The following is a 16006-nucleotide window of genomic DNA, read 5'->3' as shown; positions in this document are numbered from 1 at the left end:
CTCCGTCATCCGTCCAACAAACCGGCTCTGTACACAACACTACGGCCGCGGTCCCCCGAGGGGCACCGCGGCCGAGACAGCGTACTAACTACTTGTCGCCCTTGAGCGCGTCCATCGCGCGCTTGGTGACCTCGTCCACCTTGCCGAGCGCGGAGATCGTGACCACCAGGCCCTGGGCCTTGTAGTGGTCGATGATCGGCTCGGTCTCGCGGTGGTACACGTCGAGACGCTTGCGCACGGTCTCTTCCTGGTCGTCACCGCGCTGGTAGAGCTCGCCGCCGCAGACGTCGCAGACGCCCTCGGTCTTCGGCTGGCTGTACGTCACGTGGAAGACGTGGCTGGAGTCGTTCCGGCAGATGCGGCGGCCGGCGATGCGCTTGACCACCTCGTCCTCGGGGACCTCCAGGTCGAGCACGGCGTCGAGCTTCTGGCCGTCCGTCTTGAGCGACTCGTCCAGGGCCTCGGCCTGCGACACGTTCCGCGGGAAGCCGTCGAGCAGGAAGCCGTTCTCGGCGTCCGGCTGCGTCATGCGGTCGTGCGCCATGCCGATGGTGACCTCGTCGGGAACGAGGTTCCCGGCGTCCATGAACGCCTTCGCCTGCTTGCCCAGCTCCGTGCCCTGGCTGATGTTGGCGCGGAACAGGTCACCCGTGGAGATGTGCGGAATCTTCAGGTTCTTGGCGAGGAACGCGGCCTGCGTTCCCTTGCCCGCACCGGGCGGCCCGACGAGGACGATTCGCATCAGCGGAGGAACCCTTCGTAATTGCGCTGCTGGAGCTGGCTCTCGATCTGCTTCACGGTCTCCAGACCCACACCCACGATGATCAGGATGCTTGTCCCGCCGAACGGGAAGTTCTGGTTCGCGCCGAAGCCCACCAACGCCATCGTCGGTACGAGAGCGATCAGACCCAGATACAGCGAGCCCGGCCACGTGATCCGGTTGAGTACGTAGCTCAAGTACTCAGCGGTCGGACGGCCAGCCCGGATGCCCGGGATGAAGCCACCATACTTCTTCATGTTGTCCGCGACTTCCTCGGGGTTGAACGAGATAGCCACGTAGAAGAAGGCGAAGAACACGATCAGCAAGAAGTACGTCGCGATGTAAATCGGGTGGTCGCCCTTGGTGAGGTTCGCCTCGATCCACTGCTTCCAGCCGGAGTTGCCACCCGCGAACTGGGCGACGAGAGCCGGGATGTAGAGCAGCGAAGAGGCGAAGATCACAGGGATGATGCCCGCCTGATTGACCTTCAGCGGAATGTACGTCGACGTGCCGCCGTAGGAACGGCGGCCGATCATGCGCTTCGCGTACTGGACCGGAATGCGGCGCTGAGCCTGCTCCACGAAGACGACCAGGCCGACCATGACGAGACCGACCGCGATGACGGTGCCGAACTCGATCCAGCCGCCGGCCAGCGAGCCCTGCTTCTTGATGGCCCACAGGGCGCTCGGGAAGGTCGCGGCGATCGAGATGAACATCAGGATCGACATGCCGTTGCCGATGCCGCGGTCGGTGATGAGCTCGCCGAGCCACATGACGCAGGCCGTACCGGCGGTCATGGTGATGACCATGGTGACGGTCACGAAGATCGACTGGTCCGGGACGATCTCGGTGGCGACGGGGCAGCCGGAGAACAGCGAGCCCGTACGTGCGGTGGCCACGAGGCCGGTGCCCTGGAGGATCGCGAGCGCGACGGTGAGATAACGCGTGTACTGCGTGATCTTCGCCGTGCCTGCCTGCCCCTCCTTCTTGAGCGCCTCCAGCCGCGGGATCACCACGGTCAGCAGCTGCAGGATGATGCTCGCCGTGATGTACGGCATGATGCCGAGCGCGAAGATCGTGATCTGCAGCAGCGCCCCGCCACTCATCATGTTGACCAGACCGAACAACCCCTGGTTGGAGTTGGCCTGGTCCATACAGATCTGGACGTTCTTGTAGCTGACGCCCGGGATCGGAATGTGCGTACCGATCCGATAGATCACGATGATGCCGAGAGTGAAGAGCAGCTTCTTGCGCAGGTCGGGCGTCTTGAACGCCCGGGCGAACGCGGTGAGCACGGTGCCTCCTGCGACCCCCGCGCGCGTGCGTCAGAGGTAGTGGTCTGAGGATCGACGAATACGTATCAGTCAGAAAAACCGCACGGCGGACCGCACGGAGCTTAGACAGTGCACGCCACCTTACCGGCGACCGTGCCCCCCTTGGAACGACCAACCGGGGATGCCCCTTTTGTGGGGCATCCCCGGCTGGGAATCGCTCAAGTCATCGAGTGGCCTGAAGAATTCAGACGAGCTCGGTGACGGTACCGCCGGCGGCGGTGATCTTCTCCTTGGCGGAGCCGGAGACGGCGTCAACCGTCACCTGCAGCGCCACGGTGACCTCACCCTGGCCGAGGACCTTGACGAGGCTGTTCTTGCGAACCGCACCCTTGGCCACGAGGGCCTCGACGGTGACCTCGCCACCCTCGGGGAACAGCGCGCTCAGCTTGTCGAGGTTCACGACCTGGAACTCGGTCTTGAACGGGTTCTTGAAGCCCTTGAGCTTCGGGAGACGCATGTGGAGGGGCATCTGGCCACCCTCGAAGCGCTCCGGAACCTGGTAACGGGCCTTGGTGCCCTTGGTACCACGACCAGCGGTCTTACCCTTGGACGCCTCACCACGACCCACACGGGTCTTGGCGGTCTTGGCGCCCGGGGCGGGCCGGAGGTTGTGGACCTTCAGCGGGTTCTGCTCCGCCATGTCAGTCGACCTCCTCAACCGTCACGAGGTGGCGGACGGTGTTAGCCATTCCGCGGAACTCGGGGCGGTCTTCCTTGACGACCACGTCGTTCAGGCGCTTGAGCCCGAGCGAACGCAGCGTGTCGCGGTGGTTCTGCTTGCTGCCGATGTACGACTTCGTCTGCGTGATCTTGAGGCGAGCCATTACGCACCCGCCCCGGCACGTGCACGAAGCAGGGCCGCGGGAGCGACGTCCTCGAGGGGCAGACCACGGCGAGCCGCGATCTCCTCGGGACGCTGCAGGCCCTTGAGGGCCGCCACGGTCGCGTGCACGATGTTGATCGCGTTCGAAGAACCGAGCGACTTCGACAGGATGTCGTGCACGCCAGCGCACTCGAGCACAGCACGCACCGGGCCACCGGCGATAACACCGGTACCGGGGGAAGCAGGCTTGAGCAGGACGACACCCGCGGCCTTCTCGCCCGTGATCGGGTGCGGGATGGTGCCCTGGATACGCGGGACCTTGAAGAAGTTCTTCTTGGCCTCTTCCACGCCCTTGGCGATGGCCGCAGGAACTTCCTTGGCCTTGCCGTATCCGACACCTACGGTGCCGTCACCGTCGCCCACCACGACCAGCGCGGTGAAGCTGAAGCGGCGACCACCCTTGACAACCTTGGCGACACGGTTGATCGCGACAACGCGCTCAACGTATGCGGTCTTCTCGGCGGCAGCGCCACCGTCGCGACCCTTCCGGTCCCGCCGCTCGCCGCCACCGGCACCGCTTCCGCGGCGCTGGGGTCCAGCCATTGGAATTACCTCTCTCTGTTACGTCCGCTAGCTCCGGAACCGGGGCTTAGAACTTCAGCCCGGCTTCGCGGGCGGCGTCCGCCAGAGCGGCAATGCGCCCGGCGTACTTGTTGCCACCGCGGTCGAACACGACGGCCTCGACACCCGCGGCCTTGGCACGCTCGGCGACGAGCGCGCCGACCTGCTTGGCCTGCGCCGACTTGTCGGCCTCGCCACCGCGGATCGTGGTGTCCAGGGTCGACGCCGACGCAAGGGTGTGACCCTTGAGGTCGTCGATGACCTGAGCGACGATGTTGCGGTTCGAGCGCGTCACGACGAGGCGCGGACGCTCCGCCGTACCCGACACGTTCTTGCGGATGCGGATGTGGCGGCGGGCCTTGGCGGCACGCTTGTAAGCGTCACCCTTGGCGATCTTCACACCGTATGCCATGGCTTACTTACCTGCCTTTCCGACCTTGCGCCGGATGACTTCGCCCTCGTACTTGACGCCCTTGGCCTTGTACGGGTCGGGCTTGCGCAGCTTGCGGATGTTGGCCGCAACCTCGCCGACCTTCTGCTTGTCGATGCCCTCGACCGAAAGCTTGGTCGCGGACTCCACCTTGAAGGTGATGCCCTCGGGGGCCTCGACCAGGATCGGGTGGCTGTAACCCAGCGAGAACTCCAGGTTGGAGCCCTTCGCGAGCACGCGGTAACCGACACCGCTGATCTCGAGCTTCTTCACGTAACCCGTGGTCACGCCGGTGATCATGTTCGCCACCAGCGTGCGGGACAGGCCGTGCAGGGCCTTGTTCTGACGCTCGTCGTTCGGGCGGGTGACGTTCAGGACGCCGTCCTCACCCTTAGCGATGTCGATCGGCGCGACAACGGTGTGAGCGAGGGAACCCTTGGGGCCCTTCACCGAAACCGTCCGGCCGTCGATGGTGACGTCCACGCCGGCGGGAACCGTGATGGGGAGCTTGCCAATACGCGACATTAGCTATTCCTCCGTTCCCGACTACCAGACGTAGGCGAGGACTTCCCCACCTACGCCCTTCTTGCCTGCCTGCTGGCCGGTGAGCAGACCGTGCGACGTGGAGATAACCGCCACGCCCAGGCCGCCGAGCACCTTCGGCAGGTTGGTGGACTTCGCGTAAACCCGGAGACCGGGCTTGGAGATCCGCTTGATGCCCGCGATGGAGCGCTCACGGTTCGGGCCGAACTTCAGCTCGAGAACGAGGTTCTTGCCGACCTCGGCGTCCTCGACCTTCCAGCCCGTGATGAAGCCCTCCTGCTGGAGGATCTCCGCGATGTGAGACTTGATCTTGCTGTGCGGCATCGCCACGGTGTCGTGGTACGCCGAGTTCGCGTTACGCAGACGAGTCAGCATGTCCGCGATCGGATCAGTCATGGTCATGAATTGGCCTTCGGCCTCTCTCGCCGGGGTTTCCTATCTGCGCCATCCCTCTCCCCACTCAGAGGCAGGACGGGTGCGGCGCGGGGACCTACGGCGTAGTAAGTCGGTCAGGGCGGCAGGCGCCCAACCCTCCTAGCCTAAGGCATGGAGAGGGGGGCAACCTACCGACCAGATACTTACCGAGAGCTTCCAGTAATTCCCAAGTCCCTAGGGACAGGGGGATTTACCAGGAGCTCTTGGTCACGCCCGGCAGCTCGCCACGGTGAGCCATCTCACGAAGGCAGACGCGGCACAGGCCGAACTTGCGGTACACGGAGTGCGGACGGCCGCAGCGCTGGCAGCGGGTGTAGCCGCGCACACCGAACTTGGGCTTACGAGCAGCCTTGGCAATAAGAGCCTTCTTCGCCATCTCGCTTACGCCTCCTTGAAGGGGAAGCCGAGGTGACGGAGAAGGGCACGGCCTTCGGCGTCGTTGGTCGCCGTGGTGACCACGGTGATGTCCATACCCCGGACGCGGTCGATCTTGTCCTGGTCGATCTCGTGGAACATGACCTGCTCCGTGAGACCGAAGGTGTAGTTGCCACGGCCGTCGAACTGCTTGGGGGACAGACCACGGAAGTCGCGGATGCGCGGAAGCGCGAGCGACAGGGTGCGGTCCAGGAACTCCCACATGCGGTCGCCACGGAGCGTGACGTGGCAGCCGATCGGCTGACCCTCGCGCAGCTTGAACTGCGCGATGGACTTCCGGGCCTTCGTGATGGCCGGCTTCTGACCCGTGATGGTGGTCAGGTCACGGACGGCACCGTCCATGAGCTTCGAGTCACGGGCGGCGTCGCCGACACCCATGTTGACCACGATCTTGACGAGGCCCGGGGTCTGCATGACGTTCTCGTAGGAGAACTCTTCCTGCAGCTTGCCCGCGATCTCCTCGCGGTACTTCGTCTTCAGACGCGGAGTGGTGGTGGTCGTCATCAGATGTCCTCACCCGTCCGCTTGGCAACGCGGATCTTGTTGCCGTCTTCGTCGAAGCGGAAACCGACACGCGTGACGACCTTGTTGCCGTCCTTCTCCACGACGAGCTGAACGTTGCTCACGTGGACAGGGGCCTCGGTGGTCACGATGCCGCCGGCCTGCGAACCGCTGGCGGTCGGGCCGGCCTTCGTGTGCTTCTTGACCCGGTTGACACCCTCGACCAGGACGCGCTCGTCGCGCGGGTAAGCGGCAATGACCTTGCCCTGCTTGCCCTTGTCCTTACCGGTGATGACCTGAACCAGGTCGCCCTTCTTGATCTTCATGCTTACAGCACCTCCGGCGCGAGCGAGATGATCTTCATGAACTTCTTCTCGCGCAGCTCACGGCCCACCGGGCCGAAGATACGGGTGCCGCGAGGGTCGCCGTCGTTCTTCAGAATGACGGCGGCGTTCTCGTCGAAGCGGATGTACGAGCCGTCGGGACGGCGGCGCTCCTTGACGGTGCGAACGATGACCGCCTTGACGACGTCACCCTTCTTCACGTTGCCACCGGGGATCGCGTCCTTGACGGTGGCGACAATGACGTCACCGATACCCGCGTAGCGGCGACCCGAGCCACCGAGAACACGAATGGTGAGAATTTCCTTCGCACCCGTGTTGTCGGCGATCCGAAGTCGCGACTCCTGCTGGATCACGTCTATCTCCTGTTTGTCTGCCGGTTCCCGGCGGGGACTGCGCTAGGACAGTCCCCACCGAGCCTGGCGGAACTGATCCGAGAGGAAAAACCCCTCGGAATTACTTGGCCTTCTCGAGGATCTCGACGATGCGCCAGCGCTTGGTCGCCGACAGCGGACGCGTCTCCATCAGGAGGACGCGGTCGCCGACGCCGGCAGCGTTCTGCTCGTCGTGCGCCTTGAGCTTGTTCGTACGGCGGATGACCTTGCCGTACAGCGCGTGCTTCACGCGGTCCTCGACGGCGACGACGACGGTCTTGTCCATCTTGTCGCTGACGACCAGACCCTCACGGGTCTTGCGGAAACCGCGGTCAGTGTTGGTCTCAGTCACGTTGCTCTCGCTCATCAGGCGCTCTCCACCGTCTCGATGCCCAGCTCGCGCTCACGCATCAGGGTGTAGATCCGCGCGATGTCCTTACGGACGGCCTTGAGCCGGCCGTGGTTCTCGAGCTGACCGGTCGCCGCCTGGAAGCGGAGGTTGAACAGCTCTTCCTTGGCCTCGCGGAGCTTGTTGAGAAGCTCCTCGTTGCCCAGTTCGCGCAGCTCGGACGCCTTGGTACCGGCCGACATCACGACTCACCTGCCTCGCGCCGAACAATCCGGCACTTCATCGGAAGCTTGTGAGCAGCGCGGGTAAGCGCCTCACGCGCAGTCTTCTCATTCGGGTAGGACAGCTCGAACATCACCCGTCCGGGCTTGACGTTCGCGACCCACCACTCGGGGGAACCCTTACCGGAACCCATGCGGGTCTCGGCGGGCTTCTTCGTCAGCGGGCGGTCCGGGTAGATGTTGATCCAGACCTTGCCGCCACGCTTGATGTGGCGGGTCATCGCGATACGAGCCGCCTCGATCTGGCGGTTGGTCACGTACGCCGGAGTGAGGGCCTGAATGCCGTACTCGCCGAACGCAACCTGCGTACCACCCTTGGACATACCGCTGCGCTTCGGGTGGTGCTGCTTGCGGTGCTTGACCCTACGAGGGATCAGCATGTCGGTCAGGCCTCCGTTCCGGTGCTCTCAGCCGGAGCGGCAGCTGCGGCGGGAGCGTCGGCCTTGGGGGCCTCGGCAGCCGGCGCGGACTGCTGCTGCGGCTTGCGGCCGCGGCCGCCACGCTCGCCACCACGGCCACCACGGGCCGGGCGGTCGTTGCCGCCACCACGGGCCGGGCGGTTACCCGCACGGGCCGCGGCGTTCTCGGCGCGGACCTCGGCGATGTTCTTGACGTCGCCCTTGTAGATCCAGACCTTCACGCCGATGCGGCCGAAGGTCGTCTTGGCCTCGAAGAAGCCGTAGTCGACGTTCGCGCGGAGCGTGTGCAGCGGCACACGGCCCTCGCGGTAGAACTCCGACCGGGACATCTCGGCGCCGCCGAGACGGCCACCACACTGGATCTTGATGCCCTTGGCGCCGGCCTTCATCGTCGACTGCATGCTCTTACGCATGGCGCGACGGAAGGAGACGCGGGAGGACAGCTGCTCAGCAACGGCCTGGGCCACGAGCTGAGCGTCGACCTCGGGGTTCTTGACCTCGAGGATGTTCAGCTGGACCTGCTTGCCCGTGAGCTTCTCGAGGTCGCCGCGGATGCGGTCGGCCTCGGCGCCACGGCGGCCGATGACGATGCCGGGACGCGCGGTGTGGATGTCCACCCGCACGCGGTCACGGGTGCGCTCGATCTCAACCTTCGAGATGCCGGCGCGCTCCATGCCGGACGTCATCATCCGACGGATGGCGACGTCTTCCTTGACGTAGTCCTTGTACAGCTTGTCGGCGTACCAACGCGACTTGAAGTCGGTGGTAATGCCGAGCCGGAACCCGTGCGGGTTTACCTTCTGGCCCATTACCGGGTTCCTTCCTTGCTGCTGACGACCACGGTGATGTGGCTGGTCCGCTTACGGATCCGGTAGGCACGGCCCTGAGCACGCGGACGGAACCGCTTCAGGGTCGGGCCCTCATCCACGTACGCCTCGCTGATGACCAGCGAAGAGGCGTCACTGTGGTCGTAGTTGTGTGCAGCGTTGGCGATGGCGCTGTCCAGCACCTTGCCAACCGGCACGCTCGCGGCCTGCGGGGCGAAACGCAGGACCGCCTGAGCCTCCGTGGCATCCATGCCACGGATGAGGTCCACCACTCGGCGGGCCTTCATGGGCGTGACGCGGATGTACCGCGCCTGGGCCCTGGCTTCCATGGTTGTCCCTTCGGTGTAAGTCATAGTCGTTCCACCCCGCGCTAGCGGCGCTTCGACTTCCGGTCGTCCTTGACGTGGCCGCGGAAGGTGCGAGTCGGCGAGAACTCGCCGAGCTTGTGGCCGACCATCGCCTCGGTGACGAACACCGGGATGTGGGTCTTGCCGTTGTGCACCGCGATCGTGTGGCCCAGCATGGCCGGGACGATCATCGAGCGACGGGACCAGGTCTTGATGACGTTCTTGGAACCTGCTTCGTTCTGGACATCCACCTTCTTGATGAGGTGTCCGTCGACGAAGGGCCCCTTCTTGAGACTGCGCGGCATCTAAACCCGCTCCTAGCGCTTCTTGTTCGTCTTGCGGCGGCGGACGATGTACTTGTTGCTCGCCTTCTTCGGCGAACGAGTACGACCCTCCTTCTGACCCCAGGGCGAGACCGGGTGGCGACCACCGGAGGTCTTGCCCTCACCACCACCGTGCGGGTGGTCGACCGGGTTCATCGCCACACCGCGAACGGTCGGGCGAACGCCCAGCCAGCGCTTACGGCCGGCCTTGCCCCAGTTGATGTTCGACTGCTCGGCGTTGCCGACCTCGCCGATGGTGGCGCGGCAGCGGACGTCGACCAGACGGATCTCACCGGACGGCATACGAAGGTGGGCCATGGAGCCCTCCTTCGCCAGCAGCTGCACGGAGGCACCCGCGGAGCGGGCGAACTTCGCGCCGCCGCCGGGCCGCAGCTCGATGGCGTGGATGGTCGTACCGACCGGGATGTTGCGGAGGGCCAGGTTGTTGCCCGGCTTGATGTCCGCGCCCGGTCCGTTCTCGACCCGGTCACCCTGCGACAGGTTGCGGGGGGCCAGGATGTAGCGCTTCTCGCCGTCCGCGTAGTGCAGGAGCGCGATGCGCGCGGTGCGGTTCGGGTCGTACTCGATGTGCGCGACCTTCGCCGGCACGCCGTCCTTGTCGTGACGACGGAAGTCGATCACTCGGTAGGCGCGCTTGTGTCCGCCACCCTGGTGGCGAACGGTCACACGACCGGCGTTGTTACGGCCGCCCTTGCTGTGCAGCGGGCGGACCAGCGACTTCTCCGGCGTGGACCGCGTTACCTCGACGAAGTCGGCGACGGAGGAGCCACGGCGGCCCGGCGTCGTCGGCTTGTACTTGCGGATTCCCATTTCTCAGTCCTCGTCCGATATTCGGACCAGGGCGCTCCGTTAGGAGGCCTGGCCGAAGATGTCGATACGGTCGCCCTCAGCGAGGGTCACGATCGCGCGCTTGGTGTCAGCGCGCTTACCGAAGCCCGTGCGGGTGCGCTTGCGCTTGCCCTGGCGGTTGATCGTGTTGACCCCAGTGACCTTGACCGAGAAGACCGCCTCGACGGCCTGCTTGATCTGGGTCTTGTTGGCGCCGGGCGCAACGACGAAGGTGTATTTGCCCTCGTCGAGGAGCGCGTAGCTCTTCTCGGAGACGACCGGCTTGACGAGGACGTCACGGGGGTCCGTGAAGCTCTTGCTCAGCGGCGTCTCGACGGTGTTCTTGCCCTCGGTCGCGTGACGCTTCGCCTTGGCGAGGCGCGCGGCCTTGGCGGCCTTGGCCGCCTTGGGGGCGATGCTCGGGTGACGCGTAGCCATCAGGCTTCGCTCCCTTCGGTCTCATCGGCCTTGGGGCCAGACACGAAGGACTCGAAGGCGGCCTTGGTGAAGACCACGTCGTCCGAGACGAGCACGTCGTACGTGTTCAGCTGGCCCGGCTCCAGGATGTGCACCTGGGGCAGGTTGCGGGCGGAGAGCAGCGAAGTCTCGTCCGCGCGGTCGATGACCAGGAGCACGTTCTTGCGCTCGCTGACCTTGCCGAGCAGCGTCTTCGCGGCCTTCGTGGAGATGTCGCCCTCGACCACGTTGGTGACAACGTGGATACGAGCGTTGCGGGCCCGGTCGGTGAGGGCGTGGCGCAGGGCCGCGGCCTTCATCTTCTTCGGGGTCCGCTGCGAGTAGTCACGCGGCTGCGGGCCGTGGACGACGCCACCGCCGGCGAACTGCGGCGCACGGGTCGAACCCTGGCGCGCGCGGCCGGTGCCCTTCTGGCGGTACGGCTTCTTGCCACCACCGCGGACTTCACCGCGGCGCTTGGTCTTGTGCGTGCCCTGACGGGCAGCGGCCAGCTGAGCGACAACGACCTGGTGGATCAGCGGGATGCTGATCTTCTCGACGTCGAAGATCTCCGAGGGGAGCTCGACGGTCCCGGCCTTGTCGCCTGCCGGCGAAAGGATGTCAATGGTGCTCATCGGTTCCTCAAGCCCCCTTGGCCGCGGTACGGACCAGGACGAGGCCGCCGTTCGGACCGGGAACTGCGCCCTTGATGAGGAGCAGGCCCTTCTCCGCGTCAACGGCGTGAACGGTCAGGTTCTGGGTGGTGACCCGCTCGTTGCCCATACGGCCCGCCATGCGGAGGCCCTTGAACACACGGCCCGGGGTGGCACAGCCACCGATGGAACCGGGAGAGCGGTGCTTGCGCTGGGTGCCGTGACCGGCGCCGAGTCCCTTGAAGTTGTGACGCTTCATGACACCGGCGAAGCCCTTGCCCTTGCTCTTGCCCGTGACGTCAACCTTGACGCCGGACTCGAACACCTCGGCAGTCACCTCCTGGCCCAGCGTGTACTCGCTGGCGTCGGGGGTGCGGATCTCCACCAGGTGGCGGCGGGGGGTCACGTCGGCCTTGGCGAAGTGACCCTTGAGGGGCTTGTTCACCTTGCGAGGGTCGATCTCGCCGAAGGCGATCTGGACCGACTCGTAGCCGTCGGAGTCATTCGTACGGACCTGGGTAACGACGCAGGGCCCGGCCTTGACGACGGTGACCGGGACGACACGGTTGTTCTCGTCCCAGACCTGGGTCATGCCGAGCTTCTCGCCCAGGACGCCCTTGATCTGCTTAGTCATCTGTCCGCGCCTCTCAGAGCTTGATCTCGATGTCGACGCCGGCCGGAAGGTCCAGGCGCATCAACGAGTCAACGGTCTTGGGCGTCGGGTCGAGGATGTCGATCAGGCGCTTGTGCGTGCGCATCTCGAAGTGCTCGCGCGAGTCCTTGTACTTGTGCGGCGACTTGATGACGCAGTACACGTTCTTCTCAGTGGGCAGCGGCACCGGGCCCGCGACCGACGCACCAGTGCGAGTCACCGTCTCGACGATCTTCTTCGCCGAAGAGTCGATGACCTCGTGGTCGTAGGCCTTGAGCCGGATGCGGATCTTCTGTCCCGCCATGGCTACTTGGTAGTCCTTTGTCTCGAACGCTCTGGCTCCCGGGAGGCCCTTTTTTCTACTTCCTCCGACCCACGCGGTCGGGCGTGTCGCAGTCCCGCTCACACAGATTTCCCGAAGGATTTCCCTGCTAGGGGCTGCGGCCCAGCTGACCGCGGGTCCGGGGGAAGAAACCCACCGGGCGCCTGGTTGAGCCTCCGCACCGCACTTCCCAGAAGATTCCCGTACGTCCGCTCCAGCGCTGCCTTTCGGCAGATGGGGCGACGAGTACTGTGGGACTCGCTTCCGGTCCTCCCGGCGGGAGGCGCGCAGCATCGGCACTCAACCGAGCAACCCCGACAGTCTGCCATACGGGGCATCGGCCTGGCCAATCGAAGCTTGGGATCGTACCCGCCGAACGCCGAAGATCAAACCTGAGGCGCACTCGACCACCCAACCACCAGGCCCCACAAACCCCCTCCGACACCCCTCCCCACCAACCCCGCCCCCACCGGAACCCGCTCCTTCGCGCTCCGGTGCCGCAGGCGTCTTTCCCCAAGAAATCCGAGAGGGAGAAAGAACCCCGCCAAGCCCCACCCCACCGCCCGTAGGCACCCGCCTCGGAAGCCGTCGGCAACGATCGGGCACCCCCTCACTCACGCGAGTGAACATCACCTGCTCAGCTGGATTTCCGATCCCCCGGCTGCCCTAATCTCAGCCCCAGCACGCAAGAAACAACTGCAGACATGCGACGGCCCCCGCCGGGACTGCAATCCCAAGGCGAGGGCCTGACCACCGAGGAAGTAGGAGCTTCCCGATGGACACCCAAAACCCTAGCGCGCCCTCGCGCGCCCAGTCCGCCCTTGGCGGCAATCAACCCCCCTCACGAGCGACCCGGCACCCCCGCAGCCACCCCCACCGCACCGCTGCGCGCCCCGCGGGCGTCGCCCACGAGAACACCCGCCACACCACTCGTTTCACGGTGATCGGGAACCACCTCACACAGCACCAGGAGCTCTCCCTCCTCGCGATCGGCGTGGGCTGCCACATCCAGTCGCTGCCCGCGGGGGTCCGTGTCGACATCAAGTCGCTGGCCGCCCGCTTCCCCGAGGGCGCGACCCGTATCGCCGCCGCCTTGCGCGAACTGGAAGCCCACGGCTACCTGCGCCGCGAACGGGAGCGCACTCCCGCCGGCCGCATCGTCACCCGCACGATCTCCTGCAACCAGCCCCACGCGGCACCCCAGCGCCACCCGCACGCCCTCGCACCGCAGTCGGCCCAGCGCCACCCGCACTCCCCCACACCGCAGGCATCCCACCACCACCCGGGCGCCCTCGCGCCGCCGCAGGCCTCACCGCCACCCGGGGCCGATGCGGCTCCGGCCGCCCACGCGCGCCCCAAAGAGCCCCGCCCCCTCCCCGCCGTCCCGCACCCGGCCTTCCCCGCCCCCTCCCTGCTCCAACAGGCCACCGACCTCCTCGCCGACCTGCGTCACCACGACCCCCGCCTCCTCCTCACCACCCGCGACACCGCCCACCTCGCCCCTGGCGTCGCCGCCTGGCTGGAACGTGAGGTCGACCCCGCCTCGGTGCGCCACGCCCTCACTCACGACCTGCCACCCGAGGGCCCGCGCCGCCCCGCGGCCCTCCTCGCGCACCGCCTGACAGCGCTCCTGCCGCCCCCGCCCCCGTTCCACGGCCCTGCGTCCGCCCGGCACCCACTCCAGAACTGCGACGCCTGCGACCGCGCCTTCCGCGCCCCCGAACCAGGCCTCTGCCGCGACTGCCACAGCTCCCCGCACACCCACTCACCAGGGGAAACACTCGGCAGTGTTCGCGTCCGGGAGATCGGGGTCGCGCACCGCCCCGACCTGCCCACCCGGCACGCCCGCGCCACGCGGGACCTGGATCACGAGGCGCCGCCGTCGCCCAACAGGCATCGCGCGAGCTGAGCGCCGTCCTGGACGAGGCCATGAAGGAAGTGCGGACGTGAGTTCTGGGCTTGTGGGCTTCTCGAGCCCAGAAGGTCTCAGAACGCCTGCAGATATACCCGTGCCCGATCGGTCTTGAGCGCTTGGACGTGGATCTCGATCCACTGCACCTTCTCGCGGTTCTCGCGGCGGTCGTCGTCGACGCACGGCGGGCAGACGCCCGCCCAGCGCGCCCCCTTCAGCGACTGCGGCTCGGCCAGCCCCAGATGCCCGAAGAGCTCCTCGCCCGCCCCCGCAGGGCCCCCCAGCGCCCGCAGAGACTCCCATAGGCCCAGCCCCTCTGCCACACCCTCGGCGTCGCTCTCCGCCGCGACGAAGGAGAGCAGATAGACGTCCTCCCGCGGATTGACCCGCACGGCTCCTGTGACCTGAGCGGCCCCCTCAGGCACGGCCACCCCCATGAAGGCCGAGGCCTCCCCCGCCCCCGCCTCCGGATCCCAGTGCCAGTCGCGCCCCTCCCGCACGGCCCGGTCCCCGGCATCCGGAACGGAGCAGGCTGAGAGCAGGAGGCTCCCGGCCACCACCGCGACAAGCCACGCACCCCGCTCGATCGTCACGCTTCCCCCCCCATCTCCGCCTTCTGCCCAGCCAAGCAGAAGGGCCCGTACGACCGAAGTCGTGCGGGCCCTTCCGTTACTGCATGTACTGCTGTGCTCTCAGTTCAGAGCAACCGGGTCTCCCCGATCAACGCGCAAGCGGGATGCTTACTTGTTGATCTTGGTGACCTGGCCGGCGCCGACGGTCCGGCCACCCTCACGGATGGCGAACTTCAGGCCCTCTTCCATCGCGACGGGCTGGATGAGCTCAACGGTCATCTCAGTGTTGTCGCCCGGCATGACCATCTCGGTGCCCTCGGGGAGGGTCACGACGCCGGTCACGTCCGTGGTGCGGAAGTAGAACTGCGGGCGGTAGTTGTTGAAGAAGGGGGTGTGACGGCCACCCTCGTCCTTCGACAGGATGTAGGCCTGGGCCTCGAACTCGGTGTGCGGCGTGACCGAACCGGGCTTGATGATGACCTGGCCGCGCTCGACGTCCTCGCGCTTGATGCCACGGAGGAGCAGACCGACGTTCTCACCGGCCTGGCCCTCGTCGAGCAGCTTGCGGAACATCTCGATACCGGTGACCGTGGTGGTGGTCTTCTCGGTCTTGATGCCGATGATGTCGACGGTCTCGTTGACCTTGAGGATACCGCGCTCGATACGACCGGTGACGACGGTGCCACGACCGGTGATCGTGAAGACGTCCTCGATCGGCATCAGGAACGGCTTGTCGACGTCACGCTCGGGCTCCGGGATGGACTCGTCGACAGCCTTCATCAGGTTGAGGACGGACTCACCCCACTCCTTGTCGCCCTCGAGCGCCTTGAGCGCCGAGACCTTGACGACCGGCAGGTCGTCGCCCGGGAACTCGTACTCGGAGAGGAGCTCACGGACCTCGAGCTCGACGAGCTCCAGGATCTCCTCGTCGTCCACCATGTCGGCCTTGTTCAGGGCGACGACGATGTACGGAACGCCGACCTGGCGGGCCAGGAGCACGTGCTCCTTGGTCTGCGGCATCGGGCCGTCGGTGGCGGCGACCACGAGGATGGCGCCGTCCATCTGCGCGGCACCCGTGATCATGTTCTTGATGTAGTCCGCGTGACCCGGGCAGTCGACGTGCGCGTAGTGACGCGTCTCCGTCTGGTACTCGACGTGCGCGATCGAGATCGTGATACCGCGCTGGCGCTCCTCGGGAGCCTTGTCGATCTGGTCGAAGGCCGAGGCCTCGTTCAGGTCGGGGTACGCGTCGTGCAGCACCTTGGTAATGGCGGCCGTGAGGGTCGTCTTACCGTGGTCAATGTGACCGATGGTGCCGATGTTGACGTGCGGCTTAGTCCGCTCGAACTTTGCCTTCGCCACTGAATCCTCCTGCGGAGTGGTTCTGTACGCCTTGCTTCATCGGCGCCAGGTGATCTTTGCTGGGATACCCGGGGCCCGGGACACC

At 66.2% G+C, this 16006-nt stretch carries 26 protein-coding genes; 1 reads left to right on the top strand and 25 read right to left on the bottom strand.

Going from position 1 to position 16006, the window contains the following annotated elements; all coding sequences use genetic code 11:
* Positions 1-88 precede the first annotated feature (88 nt).
* The 23 genes from QBL25_RS24800 to rpsJ form a co-directional block, all read right to left on the bottom strand.
* Positions 89-742, bottom strand: a complete 654-nt coding sequence (locus QBL25_RS24800; protein ID WP_409059178.1) for an adenylate kinase — start codon at positions 740-742, stop codon at positions 89-91.
* Positions 742-2055 carry a preprotein translocase subunit SecY gene (gene secY, locus QBL25_RS24795; RefSeq protein ID WP_409059177.1) on the bottom strand — a complete coding sequence of 438 codons (1314 nt, stop codon included), beginning with the start codon at positions 2053-2055 and terminating at the stop codon, positions 742-744. The genes QBL25_RS24800 and secY overlap by 1 nt, the downstream gene beginning before the upstream one ends.
* A 223-nt stretch (positions 2056-2278) precedes the next feature.
* Positions 2279-2734, bottom strand: a complete 456-nt coding sequence (rplO, locus tag QBL25_RS24790; RefSeq protein WP_098244248.1) for a 50S ribosomal protein L15 — start codon at positions 2732-2734, stop codon at positions 2279-2281.
* 1 nt (position 2735) lies between these two features.
* On the bottom strand, positions 2736-2918 hold the full coding sequence (gene rpmD, locus QBL25_RS24785) for a 50S ribosomal protein L30 (protein WP_041985698.1): 183 nt from the start codon (positions 2916-2918) through the stop codon (positions 2736-2738).
* The gene (gene rpsE, locus QBL25_RS24780; RefSeq protein ID WP_160506669.1) at positions 2918-3520 is read right to left on the bottom strand and encodes a 30S ribosomal protein S5; all 603 of its coding nucleotides are present in this window, start codon (positions 3518-3520) and stop codon (positions 2918-2920) included. The genes rpmD and rpsE overlap by 1 nt, the downstream gene beginning before the upstream one ends.
* A 46-nt stretch (positions 3521-3566) precedes the next feature.
* A complete protein-coding gene (gene rplR / locus QBL25_RS24775; protein WP_365862731.1) occupies positions 3567-3950 on the bottom strand; it encodes a 50S ribosomal protein L18 in 384 nt (127 codons plus the stop codon).
* A gap of 3 nt (positions 3951-3953) precedes the next feature.
* Positions 3954-4493 carry a 50S ribosomal protein L6 gene (gene rplF / locus QBL25_RS24770; protein WP_409059176.1) on the bottom strand — a complete coding sequence of 180 codons (540 nt, stop codon included), beginning with the start codon at positions 4491-4493 and terminating at the stop codon, positions 3954-3956.
* Between the two features lie 21 nt (positions 4494-4514).
* A complete protein-coding gene (rpsH, locus tag QBL25_RS24765; RefSeq protein ID WP_361716660.1) occupies positions 4515-4913 on the bottom strand; it encodes a 30S ribosomal protein S8 in 399 nt (132 codons plus the stop codon).
* 223 nt (positions 4914-5136) lie between these two features.
* Complete coding sequence (locus QBL25_RS24760; protein WP_003948630.1) at positions 5137-5322, bottom strand: type Z 30S ribosomal protein S14; 186 nt, start codon at positions 5320-5322, stop codon at positions 5137-5139.
* A 5-nt stretch (positions 5323-5327) separates the two neighbouring features.
* On the bottom strand, positions 5328-5885 hold the full coding sequence (gene rplE / locus QBL25_RS24755; protein WP_249588332.1) for a 50S ribosomal protein L5: 558 nt from the start codon (positions 5883-5885) through the stop codon (positions 5328-5330).
* Positions 5885-6208 carry a 50S ribosomal protein L24 gene (gene rplX, locus QBL25_RS24750; protein WP_055553504.1) on the bottom strand — a complete coding sequence of 108 codons (324 nt, stop codon included), beginning with the start codon at positions 6206-6208 and terminating at the stop codon, positions 5885-5887. The genes rplE and rplX overlap by 1 nt, the downstream gene beginning before the upstream one ends.
* 2 nt (positions 6209-6210) lie before the next feature.
* Positions 6211-6579: a 50S ribosomal protein L14 gene (rplN, locus tag QBL25_RS24745; protein ID WP_073768975.1), complete on the bottom strand. Its 369-nt coding sequence runs from the start codon at positions 6577-6579 to the stop codon at positions 6211-6213.
* Between the two features lie 100 nt (positions 6580-6679).
* Positions 6680-6964, bottom strand: a complete 285-nt coding sequence (gene rpsQ / locus QBL25_RS24740; RefSeq protein ID WP_360768521.1) for a 30S ribosomal protein S17 — start codon at positions 6962-6964, stop codon at positions 6680-6682.
* The gene (gene rpmC, locus QBL25_RS24735; protein WP_010036720.1) at positions 6964-7188 is read right to left on the bottom strand and encodes a 50S ribosomal protein L29; all 225 of its coding nucleotides are present in this window, start codon (positions 7186-7188) and stop codon (positions 6964-6966) included. The genes rpsQ and rpmC overlap by 1 nt, the downstream gene beginning before the upstream one ends.
* On the bottom strand, positions 7188-7607 hold the full coding sequence (rplP, locus tag QBL25_RS24730; RefSeq protein ID WP_135332557.1) for a 50S ribosomal protein L16: 420 nt from the start codon (positions 7605-7607) through the stop codon (positions 7188-7190). The genes rpmC and rplP overlap by 1 nt, the downstream gene beginning before the upstream one ends.
* A 5-nt stretch (positions 7608-7612) precedes the next feature.
* Entirely contained in the window at positions 7613-8455 is an 843-nt protein-coding gene (rpsC, locus tag QBL25_RS24725; protein ID WP_160506663.1) for a 30S ribosomal protein S3, read from the bottom strand.
* Complete coding sequence (gene rplV / locus QBL25_RS24720) at positions 8455-8802, bottom strand: 50S ribosomal protein L22 (RefSeq protein ID WP_016645177.1); 348 nt, start codon at positions 8800-8802, stop codon at positions 8455-8457. The genes rpsC and rplV overlap by 1 nt, the downstream gene beginning before the upstream one ends.
* A 41-nt stretch (positions 8803-8843) precedes the next feature.
* Positions 8844-9125: a 30S ribosomal protein S19 gene (gene rpsS, locus QBL25_RS24715; protein WP_160506662.1), complete on the bottom strand. Its 282-nt coding sequence runs from the start codon at positions 9123-9125 to the stop codon at positions 8844-8846.
* A gap of 12 nt (positions 9126-9137) precedes the next feature.
* Positions 9138-9974, bottom strand: coding sequence for a 50S ribosomal protein L2 (rplB, locus tag QBL25_RS24710; RefSeq protein ID WP_160506661.1), 837 nt, complete (start codon positions 9972-9974; stop codon positions 9138-9140).
* 39 nt (positions 9975-10013) lie between these two features.
* On the bottom strand, positions 10014-10430 hold the full coding sequence (rplW, locus tag QBL25_RS24705; protein WP_190084419.1) for a 50S ribosomal protein L23: 417 nt from the start codon (positions 10428-10430) through the stop codon (positions 10014-10016).
* Positions 10430-11083, bottom strand: coding sequence for a 50S ribosomal protein L4 (gene rplD / locus QBL25_RS24700; protein ID WP_409059175.1), 654 nt, complete (start codon positions 11081-11083; stop codon positions 10430-10432). Before rplD ends, rplW begins: the two co-directional genes overlap by 1 nt.
* A 7-nt stretch (positions 11084-11090) precedes the next feature.
* Complete coding sequence (gene rplC, locus QBL25_RS24695) at positions 11091-11735, bottom strand: 50S ribosomal protein L3 (RefSeq protein WP_361182338.1); 645 nt, start codon at positions 11733-11735, stop codon at positions 11091-11093.
* A 13-nt stretch (positions 11736-11748) separates the two neighbouring features.
* Positions 11749-12057, bottom strand: a complete 309-nt coding sequence (gene rpsJ, locus QBL25_RS24690; protein WP_003948644.1) for a 30S ribosomal protein S10 — start codon at positions 12055-12057, stop codon at positions 11749-11751.
* A 793-nt stretch (positions 12058-12850) separates the two neighbouring features.
* Here rpsJ and QBL25_RS24685 point away from each other — a divergent pair.
* Positions 12851-13984, top strand: a complete 1134-nt coding sequence (locus QBL25_RS24685) for a helix-turn-helix domain-containing protein (RefSeq protein WP_409059174.1) — start codon at positions 12851-12853, stop codon at positions 13982-13984.
* A 77-nt stretch (positions 13985-14061) separates the two neighbouring features.
* On the opposite strand, the gene QBL25_RS24680 is transcribed toward QBL25_RS24685, so the two are convergent.
* Both QBL25_RS24680 and tuf read right to left on the bottom strand, forming a co-directional pair.
* Positions 14062-14580 (bottom strand): hypothetical protein, encoded by a 519-nt coding sequence (locus QBL25_RS24680; RefSeq protein ID WP_409059173.1) that lies wholly within the window; start codon positions 14578-14580, stop codon positions 14062-14064.
* 147 nt (positions 14581-14727) lie between these two features.
* On the bottom strand, positions 14728-15921 hold the full coding sequence (tuf, locus tag QBL25_RS24675; RefSeq protein ID WP_351170407.1) for an elongation factor Tu: 1194 nt from the start codon (positions 15919-15921) through the stop codon (positions 14728-14730).
* Between the last annotated feature and the right edge of the window lie 85 nt (positions 15922-16006).

The sequence above is a fragment of the Streptomyces sp. SYP-A7185 genome (genome assembly GCF_046103685.1).
Lineage (GTDB): Bacteria > Actinomycetota > Actinomycetes > Streptomycetales > Streptomycetaceae > Streptomyces.
Note: the sequence above shows the minus strand (reverse complement) of the source record. Positions and strands in the feature narration are given on the sequence as shown.

Bases quoted from the DNA above. Each gene is read 5' to 3' on its own strand.
- QBL25_RS24800 (WP_409059178.1), bottom strand. From the start codon at position 742: ATGCGAATCGTCCTCGTCGGGCCGCCCGGTGCGGGCAAGGGAACGCAG.
- rplO (WP_098244248.1), bottom strand. From the start codon at position 2,734: ATGGCGGAGCAGAACCCGCTGAAGGTCCACAACCTCCGGCCCGCCCCG.
- rplB (WP_160506661.1), bottom strand. From the start codon at position 9,974: ATGGGAATCCGCAAGTACAAGCCGACGACGCCGGGCCGCCGTGGCTCC.
- rplP (WP_135332557.1), bottom strand. From the start codon at position 7,607: ATGCTGATCCCTCGTAGGGTCAAGCACCGCAAGCAGCACCACCCGAAG.
- rpsC (WP_160506663.1), bottom strand. From the start codon at position 8,455: ATGGGCCAGAAGGTAAACCCGCACGGGTTCCGGCTCGGCATTACCACC.
- rplX (WP_055553504.1), bottom strand. From the start codon at position 6,208: ATGAAGATCAAGAAGGGCGACCTGGTTCAGGTCATCACCGGTAAGGAC.
- rplC (WP_361182338.1), bottom strand. From the start codon at position 11,735: ATGACTAAGCAGATCAAGGGCGTCCTGGGCGAGAAGCTCGGCATGACC.
- rplE (WP_249588332.1), bottom strand. From the start codon at position 5,885: ATGACGACCACCACCACTCCGCGTCTGAAGACGAAGTACCGCGAGGAG.
- QBL25_RS24685 (WP_409059174.1), top strand. From the start codon at position 12,851: ATGGACACCCAAAACCCTAGCGCGCCCTCGCGCGCCCAGTCCGCCCTT.
- QBL25_RS24760 (WP_003948630.1), bottom strand. From the start codon at position 5,322: ATGGCGAAGAAGGCTCTTATTGCCAAGGCTGCTCGTAAGCCCAAGTTC.
- rplW (WP_190084419.1), bottom strand. From the start codon at position 10,430: ATGGCTACGCGTCACCCGAGCATCGCCCCCAAGGCGGCCAAGGCCGCC.
- rpsJ (WP_003948644.1), bottom strand. From the start codon at position 12,057: ATGGCGGGACAGAAGATCCGCATCCGGCTCAAGGCCTACGACCACGAG.
- rplD (WP_409059175.1), bottom strand. From the start codon at position 11,083: ATGAGCACCATTGACATCCTTTCGCCGGCAGGCGACAAGGCCGGGACC.
- rpsS (WP_160506662.1), bottom strand. From the start codon at position 9,125: ATGCCGCGCAGTCTCAAGAAGGGGCCCTTCGTCGACGGACACCTCATC.
- rplF (WP_409059176.1), bottom strand. From the start codon at position 4,493: ATGTCGCGTATTGGCAAGCTCCCCATCACGGTTCCCGCCGGCGTGGAC.
- rpsH (WP_361716660.1), bottom strand. From the start codon at position 4,913: ATGACCATGACTGATCCGATCGCGGACATGCTGACTCGTCTGCGTAAC.
- rpsQ (WP_360768521.1), bottom strand. From the start codon at position 6,964: ATGAGCGAGAGCAACGTGACTGAGACCAACACTGACCGCGGTTTCCGC.
- rpsE (WP_160506669.1), bottom strand. From the start codon at position 3,520: ATGGCTGGACCCCAGCGCCGCGGAAGCGGTGCCGGTGGCGGCGAGCGG.
- rpmD (WP_041985698.1), bottom strand. From the start codon at position 2,918: ATGGCTCGCCTCAAGATCACGCAGACGAAGTCGTACATCGGCAGCAAG.
- rplV (WP_016645177.1), bottom strand. From the start codon at position 8,802: ATGGAAGCCAGGGCCCAGGCGCGGTACATCCGCGTCACGCCCATGAAG.
- rpmC (WP_010036720.1), bottom strand. From the start codon at position 7,188: ATGTCGGCCGGTACCAAGGCGTCCGAGCTGCGCGAACTGGGCAACGAG.
- rplR (WP_365862731.1), bottom strand. From the start codon at position 3,950: ATGGCATACGGTGTGAAGATCGCCAAGGGTGACGCTTACAAGCGTGCC.